The 18,503-nt window shown below is 63.6% G+C and carries 16 protein-coding genes; 7 read left to right on the forward strand and 9 right to left on the reverse strand.

The features are described 5' to 3' along the window. Positions 1-5: 5 nt before the first annotated feature. The 4 genes from aceF to LOY42_RS24850 all read left to right on the forward strand — a co-directional run bounded on the left by aceF (position 6) and on the right by LOY42_RS24850 (position 6,016). Positions 6-1,631, forward strand: a complete 1,626-nt coding sequence (gene aceF / locus LOY42_RS24835; protein WP_258599605.1) for a dihydrolipoyllysine-residue acetyltransferase — start codon at positions 6-8, stop codon at positions 1,629-1,631. A 254-nt stretch (positions 1,632-1,885) separates the two neighbouring features. After that, positions 1,886-4,579, forward strand: a complete 2,694-nt coding sequence (locus LOY42_RS24840) for a bifunctional diguanylate cyclase/phosphodiesterase (RefSeq protein ID WP_258599606.1) — start codon at positions 1,886-1,888, stop codon at positions 4,577-4,579. A 150-nt stretch (positions 4,580-4,729) separates the two neighbouring features. Then, positions 4,730-5,398, forward strand: a complete 669-nt coding sequence (gene msrA, locus LOY42_RS24845) for a peptide-methionine (S)-S-oxide reductase MsrA (protein ID WP_102681873.1) — start codon at positions 4,730-4,732, stop codon at positions 5,396-5,398. Positions 5,399-5,401: 3 nt separating this feature from the next. Beyond that, the gene (locus LOY42_RS24850; protein WP_139667976.1) at positions 5,402-6,016 is read left to right on the forward strand and encodes a glutathione S-transferase; all 615 of its coding nucleotides are present in this window, start codon (positions 5,402-5,404) and stop codon (positions 6,014-6,016) included. A 183-nt stretch (positions 6,017-6,199) separates the two neighbouring features. Here LOY42_RS24850 and creD read toward each other — a convergent pair whose 3' ends face one another. The 4 genes from creD to LOY42_RS24870 all read right to left on the reverse strand — a co-directional run bounded on the left by creD (position 6,200) and on the right by LOY42_RS24870 (position 10,421). Continuing rightward, positions 6,200-7,528: a cell envelope integrity protein CreD gene (gene creD, locus LOY42_RS24855; RefSeq protein WP_139667974.1), complete on the reverse strand. Its 1,329-nt coding sequence runs from the start codon at positions 7,526-7,528 to the stop codon at positions 6,200-6,202. 170 nt (positions 7,529-7,698) lie between these two features. Beyond that, positions 7,699-9,132, reverse strand: coding sequence for a two-component system sensor histidine kinase CreC (gene creC, locus LOY42_RS24860; protein WP_102681870.1), 1,434 nt, complete (start codon positions 9,130-9,132; stop codon positions 7,699-7,701). Next, on the reverse strand, positions 9,132-9,812 hold the full coding sequence (gene creB / locus LOY42_RS24865) for a two-component system response regulator CreB (protein WP_258599607.1): 681 nt from the start codon (positions 9,810-9,812) through the stop codon (positions 9,132-9,134). Before creB ends, creC begins: the two co-directional genes overlap by 1 nt. Positions 9,813-9,920: 108 nt before the next feature. Further along, complete coding sequence (locus LOY42_RS24870; RefSeq protein WP_094011550.1) at positions 9,921-10,421, reverse strand: ATP-dependent zinc protease; 501 nt, start codon at positions 10,419-10,421, stop codon at positions 9,921-9,923. A gap of 182 nt (positions 10,422-10,603) precedes the next feature. Here LOY42_RS24870 and LOY42_RS24875 point away from each other — a divergent pair, with 182 nt between their 5' ends. Both LOY42_RS24875 and LOY42_RS24880 read left to right on the forward strand, forming a co-directional pair. Beyond that, a complete protein-coding gene (locus tag LOY42_RS24875) occupies positions 10,604-11,491 on the forward strand; it encodes an acyltransferase (RefSeq protein ID WP_102681868.1) in 888 nt (295 codons plus the stop codon). Positions 11,492-11,720: 229 nt separating this feature from the next. Continuing rightward, a complete protein-coding gene (locus tag LOY42_RS24880; protein ID WP_258599608.1) occupies positions 11,721-13,070 on the forward strand; it encodes an APC family permease in 1,350 nt (449 codons plus the stop codon). Between the two features lie 53 nt (positions 13,071-13,123). On the opposite strand, the gene LOY42_RS24885 is transcribed toward LOY42_RS24880, so the two are convergent. Both LOY42_RS24885 and LOY42_RS24890 read right to left on the reverse strand, forming a co-directional pair. Further along, entirely contained in the window at positions 13,124-13,693 is a 570-nt protein-coding gene (locus LOY42_RS24885; protein WP_139667966.1) for a DUF2780 domain-containing protein, read from the reverse strand. Positions 13,694-13,904: 211 nt separating this feature from the next. After that, positions 13,905-14,246, reverse strand: a complete 342-nt coding sequence (locus LOY42_RS24890) for a hypothetical protein (protein WP_139667964.1) — start codon at positions 14,244-14,246, stop codon at positions 13,905-13,907. Positions 14,247-14,615: 369 nt separating this feature from the next. Between LOY42_RS24890 and LOY42_RS24895 the strand changes: the two genes are divergently transcribed. Then, positions 14,616-15,416, forward strand: a complete 801-nt coding sequence (locus LOY42_RS24895; protein ID WP_139667963.1) for an RHS repeat-associated core domain-containing protein — start codon at positions 14,616-14,618, stop codon at positions 15,414-15,416. 62 nt (positions 15,417-15,478) lie between these two features. Here the strand turns inward: LOY42_RS24895 and fdhA are convergent, their stop codons facing one another. The 3 genes from fdhA to LOY42_RS24910 form a co-directional block, all read right to left on the reverse strand. Further along, positions 15,479-16,678 (reverse strand): formaldehyde dehydrogenase, glutathione-independent, encoded by a 1,200-nt coding sequence (gene fdhA, locus LOY42_RS24900; RefSeq protein WP_139667961.1) that lies wholly within the window; start codon positions 16,676-16,678, stop codon positions 15,479-15,481. 290 nt (positions 16,679-16,968) lie between these two features. Next, positions 16,969-17,826 carry a formyltetrahydrofolate deformylase gene (purU, locus tag LOY42_RS24905; RefSeq protein ID WP_023631289.1) on the reverse strand — a complete coding sequence of 286 codons (858 nt, stop codon included), beginning with the start codon at positions 17,824-17,826 and terminating at the stop codon, positions 16,969-16,971. Positions 17,827-17,837: 11 nt separating this feature from the next. Further along, entirely contained in the window at positions 17,838-18,470 is a 633-nt protein-coding gene (locus LOY42_RS24910) for a sarcosine oxidase subunit gamma (RefSeq protein WP_038707202.1), read from the reverse strand. Between the last annotated feature and the right edge of the window lie 33 nt (positions 18,471-18,503).

The following is an 18,503-nucleotide window of genomic DNA, read 5'->3' on the forward strand; positions in this document are numbered from 1 at the left end:
TTTAAGTGAGCGAACTCATTCGCGTACCTGACATCGGCAGCGGTGAAGGTGAAATCATCGAGCTGTTCGTCAAGGTCGGTGACCGTATCGAGGCCGACCAGAGCCTGCTGACCCTGGAGTCCGACAAGGCCTCCATGGAGATCCCGGCCCCCAAGGCCGGCGTGGTCAAGGAACTGAAGGTCAAGCTGGGCGACCGCCTGAAAGAAGGCGACGAGTTGCTGGTCCTGGAAGTCGAGGGCGCCGCTGCGGCGTCCGAGGCTCCGGCCGCAGCGGCCCCGGCAGCTGCTCCAGCGCCTGCCGCCGAAGCCGCCCCTGCTCCGGCCGCAGCCCCGGCTGCCGCCAGCGTGCAGGACATCCACGTGCCGGACATCGGCTCGTCGGGCAAGGCCAAGATCATCGAAGTGCTGGTCAAGGTTGGCGACACCGTCGAAGCCGACCAATCGCTGATCACCCTGGAGTCCGACAAGGCCTCCATGGAGATCCCGTCGCCTGCCGCTGGCGTGATCGAAGCCGTGCTGTGCAAGCTGGAAGACGAAGTCGGCACCGGTGACCTGATCTTCAAGATCAAAGCCGCTGGCGCTGCCCCTGCTGCTGCTCCGGCACCAGCCGCCGCTGCTCCGGCCAAGGCTGAGGCTGCTCCGGCCGCAGCGCCTGCCGCTGCTGCTCCGGCTGCCGCCCCTGCACCGGTCGCCACCGCGCCGGCTGCCGGCAGCAACGCCAAGGTCCATGCCGGCCCTGCCGTTCGCCAGCTGGCCCGTGAATTCGGCGTAGACCTGGGTTCGGTCGCGGCCACTGGCCCGCACGGCCGTATCCTCAAGGAAGACGTGCAGGTCTACGTCAAGGCGATGATGCAGAAGGCCAAGGAAGCCCCGGCTGCCGGCGCTACCGGTGGTGCCGGCATCCCGCCGATCCCGGCCGTCGACTTCAGCAAATTCGGTGAAGTGGAAGAAGTCGCCCTGACCCGCCTGATGCAGGTCGGTGCCGCCAACCTGCACCGCAGCTGGCTGAACGTGCCGCACGTGACCCAGTTCGACTCCGCCGACATCACCGAGCTGGAAGCCTTCCGCGTCGCGCAGAAGGCCGTGGCCGAGAAGGCTGGCGTCAAGCTGACCGTGCTGCCACTGCTGCTCAAGGCCTGCGCCTTCCTGCTCAAGGAACTGCCAGACTTCAACAGCTCGCTGGCGCCAAGCGGCAAGGCGATCATCCGCAAGAAGTACGTGCACATCGGCTTCGCCGTGGACACCCCGGACGGCCTGCTGGTCCCTGTGATCAAGAACGTCGACCAGAAGAGCCTGCTGCAACTGGCTGCCGAAGCCGCCGCGCTGGCAGAGAAGGCCCGCACCAAGAAGCTCTCGGCCGACGACATGCAAGGCGCCTGCTTCACCATCTCCAGCCTCGGTCACATTGGCGGCACCGGCTTCACGCCGATCGTCAACGCGCCGGAAGTGGCGATCCTCGGTGTGTCCAAGGCGACCATGCAGCCAGTCTGGGATGGCAAGGCCTTCCAGCCGAAACTGATGCTGCCGCTGTCGCTGTCCTACGATCACCGTGTGATCAACGGCGCCGCCGCCGCGCGCTTCACCAAGCGCCTGGGCGACGTGCTGGGCGATATCCGCACCATGCTGCTGTAATAGCTGCACGCTGCCCCTCACTCGAGGGGCAGCACCGTTTTCGAGCTGCCACGCTCGTACCTCAACCCCGCCAATTGGCGGGGCTTTTTTTTATTGGGCCCGCTCCCACCAAGGACCTCGCTTCAGATTTCATCCTGTTGGCCGACAACCTGTTCACAGCATCCCGCATGGCCGCTTGCCAGCCCACGGGACATGATGCAACCTTGCCCGATACGCCGTGCCTCAGGCCGCGCCCCAGTTCAAGCGAGTCTTCGATGAAAAGCCAACCCGATGCCGCCAGCCGTGTGGCGGCCGAGGTCGTGACGCTGCTCCCCGTGCCCTCGCGGCTCGGCATGCTGCGTTTCGAACGGCTGAACGAAGCCAGTTGGGCGATGCTTTACCTCGATCCGGCCTGCGACCGCCAGTTCGGCCTGCCCGCCGCCGAGCTCTGTGCCCTGATCGGCTCGCCCTATGCCAGCCTCATGGAGCCGGAGGCGCGCTACAAGCTGCACGACGAGATCCAGTTGCAACTGGCCCAGCGCGGCTATTACCGGGTGTGCTACACCCTGCACGCCAGCCCCGCGCCACTGCGCCTGCTGGAGGTCGGCGAAAGCTACAAGCAGCACAACCGCCAATTGTTGCGTGGCTACCTGACGGTCTTCGATGACCACCAGCAGGACGCCCCCGACCTCGACGCAAACGACCTGGAATCGCGCAACAACCGCCTGCAGCTGGCCCTGCAACTGAACCAGCGCGCCCAACAGGAGCAGCTCGAGCACCTGGACCGGGTACGCGCCCAGCAGGACCTGATCCTGCGCCTGGCGCGACAGCGCTACAGCGTCGGCAACTCGCTGCTCGAAGCCGCCGAGCTGATCACTCGCAGCGCCTGCGAGATCTACCGGGTCGACTGCGCCAGCATCTGGTACCTGAACGACCAGCGCCTGGAGCCGATCAGCGCCTGGTACCGCCGCGAACAGCAGCACCGCATGCCCGAAGCGATCGACGCCAGCCGCTTCCCCGACTACCTCGAGGCCCTGCACGCCAGCCGCGCCATCGACGCCCACAACGCCAGCCACGACCCGCGTACCCGCGAAATGGCCGAGTCGCTGTACAGCACCGGCGACAACGCCATGCTCGATGCCAGCATCCGCATCGATGGCCAGGTAGTCGGCGTGCTGTGCCTGGAGCAGACCGGCCAGCCACGTGCCTGGCAGTCGGACGAGATCGCCTTTGCTGGCGAGCTGGCCGACCAGTTCGCCCAGGTCATCAACAACCACAACCGACGCACCGCCGCCAGCGCCCTGCACCTGTTCCAGCGGGCCGTGGAGCAAAGCGCCAGCGCCTTCCTGCTGGTCAACCGCGACGGCGTGGTGGAGTACGTCAACCCCAGCTTCACGGCGATCACCCAGTACAGCACCGAGGAAGTCCAAGGCCACCACCTGGCCGAACTGCCAGCGCTGGAAAACCTCAGCGAACTGCTGTTCGACTCGCCGTCGAGCCTGGCCATGGGCAACAGTTGGCAGGGCGAGTTCAAGAGCCGGCGCAAGAACCTCGAGCCCTACTGGGGACAACTGTCGATCTCCAAGGTGTACGGCGACAATCGCGAGCTGACCCACTACATCGGCATCTACGAAGACGTCACCCAGAGCAAGCTGGCCCAGCAGCGCATTGAGCGCCTGGCCTACACCGACAACCTGACCAACCTGGGCAACCGCCCGGCGTTCATCCGCAACCTCGACGAGCGCTTCGCCCGCGACAGCAACAGCCCGATCTGCCTGCTGCTGGTGGACATCGACAACTTCAAGCGGATCAACGACAGCCTTGGCCACCAGACCGGCGACAAGCTGTTGATCAGCCTGGCCCGGCGCCTGCGCAACAGCCTGAGCAACGGCGGCAGCCTGGCGCGCTTCGCCAGCAACGAGTTCGCCGTGCTGCTCGACGACACCAGCCTCGATGACGGCCAGGGCGTGGCCCACCAGCTGCTGCGCACCCTCGACAAGCCGATGTTCGTCGACAACCAGTTGATCAACGTCACCGCCTCCGTGGGCCTGGCCTGCGCGCCAGTGCACGGCAGCGACCCGGCCACGCTGATGAAAAACGCAGGCCTGGCCCTGCACAAGGCCAAGGCCAACGGCAAGCACCAGGTCCAGGTGTTCACCGAAGTGCTCAACGCCGAGGCCAGCTACAAGCTGTTCGTCGAGAACAACCTGCGCCGCGCCCTGACCCAGAACGAACTGGAAGTGTTCTACCAGCCCAAGCTGTGCCTGCGCAGCGGTCGGCTGCTGGGCCTGGAGGCGCTGCTGCGCTGGAACCACCCTGAGCGCGGCATGATCCGCCCCGACCAGTTCATCAGCGTGGCCGAGGAAACCGGCCTGATCATCCCCATCGGCAAGTGGGTGGTGCGCCAGGCCTGCCGCATGAGCCAGCAGCTGCGCGAGGCAGGTCTTGGCAACCTGCACGTGGCCATCAACCTGTCGCCCAAGCAGTTCTCAGACCCGGAGCTGGTCGGCTCGATAGCCGGCATCCTCAAAGAGGAAGCCCTGCCGCCGCACCTGCTGGAACTGGAGCTGACCGAAGGCCTGCTGCTCGAAGCCACCGAAGACACCCACCGCCAGCTCGACGAGCTCAAGGCCCTGGGCCTGACCCTGGCCATGGACGACTTCGGTACCGGTTACTCGTCGCTGAGCTACCTGAAGAAGTTCCCGATCGACATCATCAAGATCGACCGCAGCTTCATCAACGAGATCCCCGACAACCAGGACGACATGGAGATCACCTCGGCGGTGGTAGCCATGGCCCACAACCTCAAGCTCAAGGTGGTCGCCGAGGGCATCGAGACGCCCGAGCAGCTGGCATTCCTTCGCCGCCACCGCTGCGATGTCGGCCAGGGCTACCTGTTCGACCGCCCTATCCCGGGCCGTGAACTGAGCGAGAAGCTGCGCCGCTATCCGCGTGGGCCGGTGGACTGACAGCGGCACAAACCTCGGGCACTATAGAAGCCATCCAGGCCTCATCGCCGGCAAGGCGGCTCCCACAGTTGAACGTATAACCCTGTGGGAGCCGGCTTGCCGGCGATTGGGCCAACACCTGTCCAACTGAAAAAACACAGAGGAACGGCCATGGTCCTGCGTTCGGAAATCCTGGTGAACAAAAACGTCCTGCCCACCGCGGAACAGGCCCTGCCTGGCCGTGAAACCCCGATGACCCTGCCCGAGTTCCACTACGTGTTCGAAGGCACCCCGCTGCTCGGCCCGTTCTTCGAAGGCGACATCGACTTCGCCATCTTCGGCCTGGGTTGCTTCTGGGGCGCCGAACGGCGCTTCTGGCAGCGCGAAGGCGTGGTCAGCACCGTGGTCGGCTATGCCGGCGGTTTCACCCCCAACCCGACCTATGAAGAAGTCTGCTCGGGCCTGACCGGCCACACCGAAGTGGTGCTGGTGGTGTTCGACAAGAACAAGGTCAGCTACCGCGAACTGCTGGCGATGTTCTGGGAGCTGCACAACCCGACCCAAGGCATGCGCCAGGGCAACGATGTCGGCACCCAGTACCGCTCGGCGATCTACTGCACCTCGCCGCAGCAGCTCGAGGAAGCCCAGGCCAGCCAGGCCGCCTACCAGGCCGAGCTGAGCAAGGCAGGCTTCGGCGAGATCACCACCGAGATTGCCCAGGCGCCGACCGTGTACTTTGCCGAAGCCTATCACCAGCAGTACCTGGCCAAGAACCCGGACGGCTACTGCGGCATCGGTGGCACCGGTGTGTGCCTGCCGCCCAGCCTGCAGGGCAACTGAGCCATGATCCTGTTCCATTCGCCGTTGTCGCCCTTCGTACGCAAGGTGATGATCGTCTTGCACGAGACCGGCCAGCTGGAGCGCGTCACCGTGCAGGACGTGAACATCAGCCCGGTGAACGGCGACGAGCAGCTCAACCGGGGCAACCCGATCGGCAAGATTCCGGCCCTGCGCCTGGACGATGGCAGTGTGCTGCACGACAGCCGGGTTATCTGCGAGTACCTCGACAGCCAGCATGTAGGCCTGCCGTTGATCCCCCGCGAGGGTTCGGCGCGCTGGCGGCGGCTGACCCTGGTCTCCCAGGCCGATGCGATCATGGATGCTGCGGTGGCTACCCGCTATGAAACCTTCCTGCGCCCGGCGGACAAGCAGTGGACGGGTTGGGTCGAGGCCCAGGGCGAGAAGATCCGTCGCAGCCTGGCCAACCTGGAGCAGGAACACCTGGCGGAGCTGGCCTCGGGGTTTGATTTGGCCGCGATTGGCGTGGCCTGTGCGCTGGGGTACCTGGACCTGCGCCAGCCTGAGTTCGGCTGGCGTGAAAGGCAGCCAGGGCTGGCGGCGTGGTATACCGAGGTGTCGAAGCGGCCGTCGATGGTGGCTACAGCTCCTGTAGCCTGATCCACCGCAATCGCCGCGGTTCGTCGCCACGACAAGCCGGCTCCCACAGAGTTCAGCGCAATCCTTGTGGGAGCCGGCTTGCCGGCGATTGGGCTGCACAGCAGCCCCAGCATCAACGCCGTATCACAGGAAACAACTGCCCAATCCTCTGCGCCAACCAGCGCCCGATCTCACGGTCCTCCCTCATACCGCCCTCCCCACCCGCGACCAATCCAGCCGGCGGGTCAGCACCATGAACACACCCAGCAGGCCGAAGCACAGCAACGAGCCCATCAGCAATGCGTAGTCCTCGGCGCTGAGCAGCCCGTAGAGCATGCCGTACAACGCCGCCAACCCCGCCGCAAAGCCCACCCCCCGCCCAAGGCTGCGCAGCACGTGCACCAGATAGAAGCCGATCAGCAGCACACAGCCCGACGCCGACAGCCCATAGGCCAGGCCGAACCCCAGGTGCTCCGACAACGACAGCAGCAGCAGGTAGAAGAACGCCAGGGCCACGCCCACCAGGATGTACTGCACCGGGTGCACGCTGAGGTTCTTCAACACCTCGAACAGGAAGAAGCCGGCGAAGGTCAGGGCTATGAACAGCAGCGCGTACTTGATCGCCCGCTCGCTCTTGAGGTACTGGTCCACCGGGTCGACGAAGCTCACGCCGAACGCCCGGTCGGTGAAGTCAGCGCACTTCTGCGCCGTGGCGCACAGGCGCACCGCCTCTTCCAGGTTGGTGGCGAAGAACGTGGTCTGCCAGTGGGCGCTGAAGCCTTTCTCGTCGATGGCGCGACGGCTGGGCAGGAAGTTGCCGATGAAGCTTGGGTGCGGCCAGTTGGCGCGCATGTCCACGGTACTGCTGCGCCCGACCGGCAGCACGGCCAGTTGCCCGGTGCCCAGCAAGTCCAAATCGAAGGCATAGGTGAACTCCCGGGCCTGCGGTTCGCTGAACTGCGGCAGGTCCACATGCACGCCGCCCGGTAACCAGTCGACACCGTTGCCGGGCTGGAACGGCAGGCGCTGGTCGTCCAACTTCAGTTCAAGGCTGTTCTCGATGCCGCGGATATCACTGATGCCGACCATCAGCCGCGGCTTGTCGAAGCGATAGTCGTCGTAGTCCTTCTCGATCCCCCAGCGCTCGGGCAGCTTGAAGCGGCCGCTGATCCTGCTCTTGGCATGGAACAAGCGCGCCTGATAGATGCCACGGGCACGCAGCTCGGTATCAACGCCCACATCCATTTCGAAGGTTTCCGGCAAGAAGTACAGCTGGCCATGGACCGTGCTGGTTTCCTGGACACTCTTGCCGTCCTTGTCGATCCAGCGGCGCTCGTACTTGCGATAGGGCACCACCACGACCGGGCCGCTGACCAGCTGGTCAAAGCTGGAGCTCGCGGCGATCTCGCCCAGCACGTTATTGCGCAGTTGCTGACGTTCGTCGATCAGACCGCCGATCATCAGCAGGGGAATCAGCAGCAGCAGGATCAGCACGGCGATCAGGCCGAGCTTGAAACCTAGGGTCTTGTTCATGGGGTTGGGCTCCGTTTGCGATGCGGGCAGTGTCTGCCCGCTGCGTGGAGCCCTTGGGGAGGGAATGTGGAGATTGTGTGGAGATTCGGGCTACCCGCGCGCATGCCATGCGCAAATCCCTGTGGGAGCCGGCTCGCCGGCGAAAGGGCCGCAAAGCGGCCCCCGGTAACTCAACTGACGCGCCGCGCCGGCAGCCACAACCTCACTCGCACGCCACCCTCGACGTTGTCCACCGCCAGCGCCCCGCCATGCAACTGCATCACCTCGGCCACGAAGTTCAGCCCCAGCCCGGTGCTCTTGCGCCCGGTGCCGGGCCTTGGCAGCGAATAGAACCGCTCGCTGACCCGGCCCAGGGCATATTCGGGGATCGCCTGCCCCTGGTTGAACAGGCTCAATGCCACACGCTCGCCATCGCGCTCCAGCTCGAAGGCCAGCGCGCCTTGCTGCGGAGTGAAGTCCAGCGCATTGTCCAGCAGGTTGGCCAGCGCCTGGCGCATCAGGAATGGATCGCACAGCAGCCTGAGGCCCGCCGGAATGCGCTGGCGCACCTGCAACCCGGCACCGTCTATCCTCGTGCCATGGGCCAGCAACAGCTCATCGATCAGCGCCGCCACCGCCACCTGCTGCTCGTCCTCCAGGGCCTGCATCTGTTCGACCCGGGCCAGGTTGAGCAGCCGCTCGATCATCTGCTGCAAGCGGTCGCTCTCGCGCTCGATGTTGCCGGCAAAGCGCGCCCGCTGCTCTTGCGGCATGTCGCCCTGGAGCAGCTCCGAGGCGCCACGGATCGCCGCCAGCGGGCTCTTGAGCTCATGGGTGAGGGTGTGCACGTAGCGTTCGACATAAGCCTTGCCTTCGAGCTGGGTGCGCATGCGCTCCACCGCCGTGGCCAGCTGCAGCAGCTCGCCGCCCTTGTAGTGTGGTAACGCGGCACGCTGGCCCTCGCTGACCGCCTGGGCATAGTGGGTGAGTCGGCGCAGCGAGCGGGTCAACCACCACGACAGCGCCGCACCCACCAACAGGCCGAGCACGATCAGCCCGAGGCCGAGGATCAGCAGGCGCCGCTCGGAGCGGTCGATGTACGGCTGCAGCGAGCTGTTGGGCTTGGCCACGGTGACCACGCCGATGATCTGGCCGCCGTCGAGGATCGGCGCCGCCACATGCATCACCGAGGTGCTTTCATCATCCGGGTCGCTGCGGGTCGAACGTGCGCCGTACTGGCCACGCAGGGTCAGGTAGACGTCGTTCCAGCGCGAATAATCCTTGCCCACGGCCTGGCCGCTGGAGTCGAGCAGGACGATGCCCTTGGCATCGGTCACGTAGATCCGGTGGCTGACCTGGTTTTTCGCCAATCCCCAGATCTGCGCGCTCGGGCGCCGCTCGCCATAGGAAGCCAGCACCTGCGACAGGCGGCTCTGGGTCAGGGTGCCGTTCTTCACATCGTCATGAAGGATCTCGGCCAGCAGGTTGGCGGTGTCCACCAGGGTTTCTTCCGATGACTGACGCACCACCGGGCGGATCTGCTCGCGCACCGTGTTGAGCAGGAAGTAGCCCGCCAGGCCGACGAACAGGAAGTACACCAGGAAAATACGAATCCCCAGGCGCATCAGGCATGCTCCGGGCTGTAGCTGTAGCCCAGGCCGCGGTGCGTCTGGATTGCCTCGGCGTCAGGCGCGACCTGGCGCAGCTTGGCGCGCAGGCTCTTGATATGGCTGTCGATGGTGCGCTCATAGCCTACGTCCGAAGCCACGCCCAGGCCATCGAGCAATTGCTCGCGGCTGAACACCCGGCGCGGTTGCTCGAGCAGGCTTTGCAACAGGCGGAACTCGTGGCGGGTGAGCGCCAGCGCCTGGCCCCGGTAGCTGATGCGCATCGCCAGGGTATCGAGCTGGAACAGCGCGCTTTCACTGACCACTTCAGCCCTGGGCGCCATGCGCTTGAGGATCGCCCGTACCCGCGCCGCCACCTCGCGGGGGCTGAACGGCTTGACCACGTAGTCGTCGGCGCCGATCTCCAGGCCCAGCACGCGATCGATCTCGGCGTCGCGGGCGCTGAGGAACATTACCGGCACCTCGCTGAAACGGCGCAACTGGCGGCAGGTTTCGAAACCGCTGATGTCAGGCAGGCCGATGTCGAGGATCACCAGGTCGGCCGGGCGCAGACGCTGTTGCTCGACGGCGGCGCTGCCGAGAGTCACCCACTCGGTGCTGTGGCCGTCGGCCTGCAGGGCGTAGATGAGGGTGTCGGCGATGGCGGATTCGTCTTCGACGATGAGGATGTGGGGCATCTGAGCGGCAAGCCTCGAGCTGCAAGCTTCAAGTGAAAGCGGATCGCGGCAACTTACACCGATCCGCCGTTTCTTGCAGCTTGTCGCTCGATGCTTGCAGCTTCTGCATCAGCAGCCCGGATTGCCTGCCGTGAACTTCTCGCGCGGATCCACTGCTGCCTTGAACTTGCGCAGGGCCTTGGAGCCGATCAACAGCGGATAACGGAAATTGCTGCGGTCAACCAGGTTGACCTCCACGGTGCGTTTCACATCGCCCAGGCACATTTCCAGGTCGATCACCGGGCGATGCGAGAGCGCTGGCGACTCCTCCTCGTCATCTTCCTCGGCGCGGTTCTTGATCTTGCTGATACGCGACACTTCATGTTCGTAGAGCTTGTCGCTGGCACCCTCGGTCGCCAGGCGGAAGCGCACCCACTCGTTGCCATCACGGGTAAACATCTCGATGTCCTTGGCCGACAGCGAAGCGGTCCAGGCACCGGTATCCATCTTGGCTTTGAGGGTCTGGCCGATCTCCGGCAGCTTGATGTTCTCGTAACGGCCATAGAGCGTCGGTTCGGCGGCCATCACCGGCAGCGCCAGAAGGGACAGCAGGGCAAGCAAGGGTTTCACAGGGCAGGCTTCCTTGAGAGGGGTCAGTGCTTAGACTGTGCGGGCAGGATAGGTTCGTCGCCACAGGTTAAACAACATAATGTGAAACATTTGTCCCAGTTAATGGGCGTACGACGTTTGGCTAAGGGCCATACCCTGCTTATCATTGCCAACCGTTCACCTCACACAACAAGAGTCCCCTTATGCGTCGCCTGCTGACCGGCATCCTCACCCTCACCCTGCTGCTGCTCAACACCCTGGTGCTGATCGGCCCGCTGCTGGTCTTCGCCCTGCTCAAGCTGGTGCTGCCGGGCCGTGGCCGCGACTACGCGTCGGCCGCGGTGATGTGGATCGCCGAAACCTGGTCGGAGATTGACAAGGCCATCTTCGCCCTGTGCATCCCCACCCAGTGGGACATCCGCGGCGTCGACACACTGCGCCAGGACACCTCGTACCTGTGCGTGAGCAATCACCAGACCTGGGTGGATATCCCGGCGCTGATCGAGAGCCTCAACCGTCGCGTGCCGTTCTTCAAGTTCTTCCTCAAGAAAGAGCTGATCTGGGTACCACTGCTTGGCCTGGCCTGGTGGGGGCTGGATTACCCGTTCATGAAGCGCTACAGCAAGGCGTTTCTCGACAAGCACCCCGAACTCAAGGGCAAGGACCTGGAGATCACCAAGGCCGCCTGCGAGCTGTTCAAGCGCCAGCCGGTGACCGTGGTCAACTACCTCGAAGGCACCCGTTTCACCGAGGCCAAGCGCGCCGAGCAGCAATCGCCCTACCGCCACCTGCTCAAGCCCAAGGCCGGCGGCGTTGCCTTCGTGCTGGCGGCGCTGGGCGAACAGCTGGATGCGCTGCTCGATGTGACCATCGTCTACCCGGGCGACAAGGCGCCGGGGTTCTGGGACCTGCTCAACGGCAGCATCAGCCGGGTGATCATCGACATCCGCGTGCGCGAGCTGGACCCGGCGCTGTGCGAGGGCGATTACGAGAACGACCCGGCGTTCCGCCAGACCGTGCAGGCCTGGGTCAACCAGCTGTGGCTGGACAAGGACCAGCGGATCGCGCTGTTGCGCGCGGAGATGCGCTGAACCATCGGCCCTATCGCGGGGCAAGCCCGCTCCCACGATTTGACTCCCACGCAGATACATGGGCTTCGTGGGAGCGGGCTTGCCCCGCGATAGGGCCTACAAATACCCCACCAAATCCCGATTAAAATCCAGATTTATAATCGACATAAGGAACTCTTTGTTTGTCACCACCCACCTGAGTGGATAAAAATCGATCAACCACAACTACAAGAAAAGCCAGGATCGATCGATGGCCAACCCTCCCTGCTCCGCCCCCGCGCAACTGCGCCGCGTCCTGGGCCTGCCCGCCCTGGCGTTCTTCGGCCTGGTGTACATGGTCCCGCTGACCATCTTCACCACATACGGCATCGTCACCGAACTCACTGGTGGCCGCACCGCCGGTGCCTACCTGGTCACCCTGCTGGCCATGCTGTTCACCGCCACCTCCTACAGTTTCATGGTCAAGCGCTTCCCGGTCGTGGGCTCGGCGTACTCCTACACCAACATGGCCTTCGGCCCCAACGTGGGTTTCCTGGCGGGCTGGTCGCTGCTGCTCGATTACCTGTTCATCCCGATGATCAATTACCTGCTGATCGGGCTGTTCCTCAACATCGCCTTCCCGGCCATCCCGGCCTGGACCATCGTGCTGACGGCCATCGCCGTGGTGACCGTGCTCAACGTGGTCGGCATCCACTCGGTGGCCAAGACCAGCAACCTGATCGTCGGCGCGCAGATCGTCTTCATCGGCGTGTTCGTCGCCCTTTCCTGGCAGGGCCTGGCCGGGCAGCCGGTGGACCTGCTGGCGCCGCTGCGCGGTGATGGCAGCGCGCCGGGCTTCGGTGCCCTGATGGCGGGGGCGGCGGTGCTGTGCCTGTCGTTCCTCGGCTTCGATGCCGTGTCGACCCTGGCCGAAGAGTGCAAGGACGCCCGCCGCGACGTGCCGCGGGCGATCATCCTCACCACCCTCGGCGCCGGGCTGCTGTTCACCGTGCTGGCCTATGTCAGCCAACTGGTGCTGCCGGGCAGCACCTTCGCCAACACCGATGCCGCGGCCAACGAAGTGATGATGAAGGCCGGCGGGCAGTTCCTCGCCAACTTCTTCACCGCTGCCTTCGTTGCCGGCAGCCTGGGCTCGGCGCTGGCCTCGCAGGCGGCGGTGTCACGCATCCTGTTCACCATGGGCCGCGACCGCGTGCTGCCGCAGCGCAGCTTCGGCTACCTGTCGCCGCGCTTCGGCACGCCGGTGTTCGCCACCCTGCTGGTGTCGGCGTTCTCGCTGCTGGCACTGGTGATCGACCTGGCCACCCTCGCCTCGCTGATCAGCTTTGGCGCGCTGGTGGCGTTCTCGGCGGTGAACCTGGCGGTGGTGAAGACGCACCTGATGGATCACGCCGGACAGCGCACGCCGCTGGGCCTGTTGCGCTACGGCGCGGTACCGCTGGTGGGGTTGAGCCTGACCTTGTGGCTGTGGACCAGCCTGTCGGCGCTGACGCTGGTGATCGGCTTGTGCTGGTTTGCCCTGGGGCTGGCGTACCTGGCGGTGCTGACGGCCGGTTTCCGTCGGCCGGTGCGGTTGGTGGATTTCTCCGAGACCGCATAGTCCCACACATTTCCTGTAGGAGCGGGCTTGTCCCGCTCCTGCAAAATCTTGGATCAAACCGACGGGGTGGCTACCGCTGGGTTACCCCACAAACTCCCCAGGTTCTGCAGCAACGACCCGGCAATCCCCTGCTGCCCCAGGTACTGCAGGATCAACGGCGCGAACTGGCCGATCATCCCGGTATCCATGCCCAGCGCCTTGAAGGCGTTGTCCAGGTCATTGCGGTTCTCGACTTCACCGCCCAGCGCATTGCTCAGGGCCGAGCTGTTCTTGTCATTGCCCAGCAACTGCCCCAGCCCGTTCAGCCCACCCAGCGCATTGTTGCCCGACAGCAGGTCGAGCCCCGGCACAGCCTTGGTCAACTGCCCGTAGTCATCGCCGCTGAGGTTGTTGCGCGCCAGGCCCAACATGGCCCCGGCGCCGCCGATGGCCTGCTCGGGGGTGATTTTCAACTCGCTGCCCAGCGTATTGAGCAGGTTGGCCTGGGCGGCTGGCGCTTGCCCCTGTGCCTGTGGGTTCTGGTTCTGCATGGCCGAAACGGCATTGGCCGCGTCGCTGAGGTTGAAGGCGAACACCGGGCTTGCGGCCAGGGTCATCAGGGTTGCCAGGGTGAATGCTTTCATCGGGAGGGACCTCGTCGGCCGGAATGGCCGGGAAACGAGGGATTGGACTGGAGCGCCAAAGGTTTGTTCCGGGCCGGCCATCGGTGTTCATCCCAGGGCCCAATCGCTGGCAAGCCAGCTCCCACAGTGGATTGCGCAATAGTCTGAGCCCTGCGCTGTCCCTGTGGGAGCCGGCTCGCCGGCGATGGGCCGCACAGCGGCCCCGGCTATTTCAGCCCGGCTGATAAAAGCCCGAGGCAGGCACCTGCTTCAACGCCCCCACCAGCGCATCGACCTGCCCCCAGGCGACGGTCAGATGCTGCAGGCTCGACGCCTGGAGCTGCTTCAGATCGCCTTCGGTCGCCAGTTCCTGCGCGTGGTAGCCGTCGGTATAGGCGATGAACATGAAATGGCAGACGTTCATCAGCACCTCCTCGATGGGCACGGCGCCTTCGAGGATAGCGGTGGAGAGGGATTGGCCGGGTGGGAGTTGGAATTTGGCGTGGAGGTCTTCGGGTGGGTCGGGGACGATTTTTTTCCTGGCAGTCACCTGAATGCAGTGATGCTGCACCATTCGTTTCCACACAAAAGGGTCGCAGCTGTACACGGGGTGGAAACCCGGATGCATTCAGGAAAACCCGGTAGGCACAAAGCCTCCCGCGCACAGCCGCCATGACGACACGTTCCAGAATGCATATCCGGGTTTCCACACCCGATCGCTGAACCGACAGCGAGCGGGAAAGCCTAGTGGGCAGGATTTCCCCGGACAATCAGACGTGCATCGACAGACTGCGCAGGATATTTCCTTAAGACGCAATCTGTAAGTGGGATCCGCCCCAGCAGCGAGTAGGAAATTTCGGCACCCCTATCATTTCTGCCAGTTGCTGGCTATCTATTTCAATCGCACACTTATACAACCCTCTCAGACCACTTCGAGATCATCATGCAAAAAATAACTTCCCTGTCGTCAAGACTGCTAGCTACAGACACTCACGGCTCTGTACTTTCACATCATGCGACTCAGCAATCCAAAGCACACTCTTATACTCCTTTTGGGTACGACCCTTCAGAAACTCCAGAGTCGACACAGCAGAGATTTAATGCCCAGCCCCGTGAATTGACTTGCAAATATATTCTTGGCAATGGATATCGGCCCTACAACCCATCGATAATGAGATTCAACTCCCCCGACAATCTAAGCCCTTTCAATGAAGGAGGGTTAAATTCATACACTTATTGCTCCAATGACCCAGTGAATTACACAGATCCTACGGGGCACAAACCCAAAGGCCAAACGCCTCAAATTCAACTCGGAAAAGCGTATTACCTAGCAGTTGAAAGTATCCTTTCGATTTCTAGCATTAAGGAAGAAATCTCAACAAAAACAGCAACCTTACAACACTATAAACAGAACGAACTAAACTACGCCTTCAACAATCCCGGGAAACTTGAAGAATACCACAATCTATTAACAAGCAAGCGAAATGCAGAAACTCGAAAAGAACTTCATTCCACCCCCACGCAAAACTCCATTCTACCCCAACCAGACTCTAATTTTCGAGTTATAGCCGAAGCATCCAAAGCAGGAGGAGCACTGAAGAACTTCAAAAACAAGAACCCAGGCGCAGAGCCAATATACAATCAACGCACGAAAACCCTAGCGCTCGAAAATGAATTGGCCATCCTAATCCAGGAACTTTCAAGCGTTCAAGATAACAACCAAAAGAATCGAAGCTCGACTTGAGCCAGGGTATTTTAAACAACAGGAGCAAAGCCCCTGAACAGGGCTCTGCTCACGCATTAAACTCACGCCGCACTAAACGTCCTGTGCGGATCAATCACAAACTTCTTCGGCACCCCCGCATCAAACTCGCCATAGCCCTCCGGCGCCTGATCCAGGCTGATCACCTGTACCCCTACCACTTCGGCGATATTGATGCGGTCCCACATGATCGCCTGCATCAGCTGGCGGTTGTACTTCATGGTCGGGGTCTGCCCGGTGTGGAAGCTGTGGGACTTGGCCCAGCCGAGGCCGAAGCGAATGCTCAGCGCGCCGATCTTGGCGGCGGCATCCACCGCGCCCGGGTCCTCGGTCACGTACAGGCCCGGAATGCCGATGTTGCCGGCCACGCGGGTCACTTGCATCAGCGAGTTGAGCACGGTGGCCGGGGCTTCGTGTTTGGCGCCTTCATGGCCATGGCCACGGGCTTCGAAGCCGACGGCATCGACGGCGCAGTCCACTTCCGGCTCGCCGAGGATATCGACGATCTGCTCGTGCAGCGGGGTGTCCTTGGACAGGTCGACCACCTCGAAACCTTGGGATTTGGCGTGGGCCAGGCGCAGCGGGTTGAGGTCGCCGACGATCACGCAGGCGGCGCCCAGCAGGCGGGCGGACGCCGCGGCGGCCAGGCCGACAGGGCCGGCACCGGCGACATACACCGTGCTGCCCGGGCCAACGCCAGCAGTGACGGCGCCGTGGTAGCCGGTGGGGAGGATATCGGACAGGCAGGTCAGGTCGCGAATCTTCTCCATCGCCTTGTCGCGGTCCGGCAGTTTCAGCAGGTTGAAGTCGGCGTACGGCACCAGCACGTATTCAGCCTGGCCGCCGGTCCAGTCGCCCATGTCGACATAGCCGTAGGCGCCGCCGGCGCGGGCCGGGTTGACGGTAAGGCAGACACCGGTGTGCATCTCTTTGCACGAGCGGCAGCGGCCGCAGGCGACATTGAACGGCACCGACACCAGGTCGCCGATCTTCAGGCGCTCGACGTCACGCCCCATCTCGACGATTTCACCGGTGATTTCGTGGCCCAGCACCAGGCCGACCTGGGCGGTGGTGCGGCCGCGGACCATGTGCTGGTCGGAGCCGCAGATGTTGGTGGAGACCACCTTGAGGATGACACCGTGCTCGATCTTCTTGCCGCGCGGGTCCTGCATCTTGGGGTAGTCGATCTTCTGCACCTCGACCTTGCCCGCGCCGAGATACACCACTCCACGGTTACCAGACATGCTTCTTACCTCGCTTGATTTGTATTTATGCAGCGGTGGTGGAAAGCGCCGCCTTTCCGTGGGCGGCCTGTGTTACTGGAATGAAGGGATTGTGGGCTTGATGGGGGATGGGGCGGTGACTGGATGCGACAGGGGGATGCCTGTTTGCGGCGGACATCGCTGGGGCCGCTGCGCAGCCCATTCGCTGCGGTTCGTCGCCACGACAAGCCAGCTCCCACAGAGGTGCGCGCACTGTACCTGTGGGAGCTGGCTTGCCAGCGAAAGGGCCGCAAAGCGGCCCCAGCGATCTATCAGAGAACCACGGTGCGATTGGCGTTGAGGAACACCCTTCTTTCGATGTGATACCCCACCGCCCGCGCCAGGGTCAGGCACTCGATGTCCCGCCCCTTGGCGATCAGGTCTTCCGGATAGTGGCTGTGGTCCACCACCTCCACGCCTTGGGCGATGATCGGCCCTTCATCCAGGTCGTTGTTGATGTAGTGCGCGGTGGCACCCACCATCTTCACGCCCTTGTTGTAGGCTTGGTGATACGGCTTGGCGCCCTTGAACCCAGGCAGCAGCGAGTGGTGGATGTTGATCGCCCAGCCATCCAGCCGCCGGCACAGCTCGGGCGACAGCACCTGCATGTAGCGGGCGAGGATCACCAGTTCGGCGCCGCTCTCCTCGATCACCTGCAGCACCTTGCGCTCCTGCGCCGGCTTGTCGTTGGGGTCGAGGGCGAAGTGGTAGTACGGAATCTTGTGCCAGTGCGCCAGGGGCTCCAGGTCGGGGTGGTTGGACACCACCGCGACCACATCCATGGCCAACTGGCCAATGCGTTGGCGGTACAGCAGGTCGTTCAGGCAATGGTCGGCCTTGGACACCATGATCACCACCTTGGGGCGGTGGTTGGGCGCGGTCAGCTCAAAGGCCATGCCGAAGGCTTCGCTGCGTTCGGCGAGGCCGGCGCGGAAGCCCTCCTCGTCGAAGCCGTCCGCGGCGCGGAACTCCACACGTATGAAGAACCGCCCCGACAGCCGGTCATCGAAGGAATGGTGCTCGGTGACGTAGCAGCGCTGCTCGTAGAGATGACGCGTCACCACATCGACCGTGCCGAGCATGCTCGGGCAGTCGGCGGTGAGAATCCAGGTGTCCGGTGCCCGACTCATGGTGCTGCTCCTTAGGCTTCGATGGCCAGGCCGTACTCGGCCGATGCGTCCTGCAGCCACAGCCACCAGTAGTCGGAGAAGCTGCGGCGAATCACCAACTCCCAGGTGTCCTCGGCGGTACGGCGGATCACCAGTTGCGACTTGGCGAACACGGTGCCGACGGCCTTGCCGACCGGGAAGTTGTTCGGGTGTACATCATAGCTGGTGGATTTCATCAGCACGTCGCGCACGTTGGGGCCGCGCAGCTCGAGCAGGGTCTGCCCGCCGGTGACGTTGACCACCTGGATGTGCTGGCCGTCGAGGGCGTCGCGCAGCTTCTGCTCGACGGCGAACTCCTGGCCGCCGGGGACGATCAGCAGCCACTCGTCCGGGCCGACCCACTGCAGCGACATCTCGCTGTTGGCGACCACGGTCAGGGCCACCGGCAGCTCCAGGCCCAGGGCCTTGTGCACGCCGCCGGCAAAGGCCTGGTCATGGCCGTCGCCACGCAGGGTCAGGTGGCCGAGGAATTTCTTTTCGCGCAGGGTCACGCCTGCGTTCTTGCGGCCCTTGCCGACCAAGCTGGCCAGGTCGGCGTGGTGCAGCGGCGACTGAGCCTTGGCTTCAGGGCCTGGGTTTTGCTGGAAGACGTTGATAGCGCTCATTTCTTACCTGCCTTGAATTCGTGTTCGTCGAAG

Source organism: Pseudomonas sp. B21-023 (genome assembly GCF_024749165.1).
GTDB lineage: Bacteria > Pseudomonadota > Gammaproteobacteria > Pseudomonadales > Pseudomonadaceae > Aquipseudomonas.

Coding starts and splice junctions, on each gene's coding strand:
- LOY42_RS24880 (WP_258599608.1), top strand. CDS start 11,721: ATGGCCAACCCTCCCTGCTCCGCCCCCGCGCAACTGCGCCGCGTCCTG.
- creB (WP_258599607.1), bottom strand. CDS start 9,812: ATGCCCCACATCCTCATCGTCGAAGACGAATCCGCCATCGCCGACACC.
- LOY42_RS24840 (WP_258599606.1), top strand. CDS start 1,886: ATGAAAAGCCAACCCGATGCCGCCAGCCGTGTGGCGGCCGAGGTCGTG.
- purU (WP_023631289.1), bottom strand. CDS start 17,826: ATGAGTCGGGCACCGGACACCTGGATTCTCACCGCCGACTGCCCGAGC.
- LOY42_RS24885 (WP_139667966.1), bottom strand. CDS start 13,693: ATGAAAGCATTCACCCTGGCAACCCTGATGACCCTGGCCGCAAGCCCG.
- creD (WP_139667974.1), bottom strand. CDS start 7,528: ATGAACAAGACCCTAGGTTTCAAGCTCGGCCTGATCGCCGTGCTGATC.
- LOY42_RS24850 (WP_139667976.1), top strand. CDS start 5,402: ATGATCCTGTTCCATTCGCCGTTGTCGCCCTTCGTACGCAAGGTGATG.
- msrA (WP_102681873.1), top strand. CDS start 4,730: ATGGTCCTGCGTTCGGAAATCCTGGTGAACAAAAACGTCCTGCCCACC.
- creC (WP_102681870.1), bottom strand. CDS start 9,132: ATGCGCCTGGGGATTCGTATTTTCCTGGTGTACTTCCTGTTCGTCGGC.
- LOY42_RS24910 (WP_038707202.1), bottom strand. CDS start 18,470: ATGAGCGCTATCAACGTCTTCCAGCAAAACCCAGGCCCTGAAGCCAAG.
- LOY42_RS24895 (WP_139667963.1), top strand. CDS start 14,616: ATGCAAAAAATAACTTCCCTGTCGTCAAGACTGCTAGCTACAGACACT.
- LOY42_RS24875 (WP_102681868.1), top strand. CDS start 10,604: ATGCGTCGCCTGCTGACCGGCATCCTCACCCTCACCCTGCTGCTGCTC.
- fdhA (WP_139667961.1), bottom strand. CDS start 16,678: ATGTCTGGTAACCGTGGAGTGGTGTATCTCGGCGCGGGCAAGGTCGAG.
- LOY42_RS24890 (WP_139667964.1), bottom strand. CDS start 14,246: ATGGTGCAGCATCACTGCATTCAGGTGACTGCCAGGAAAAAAATCGTC.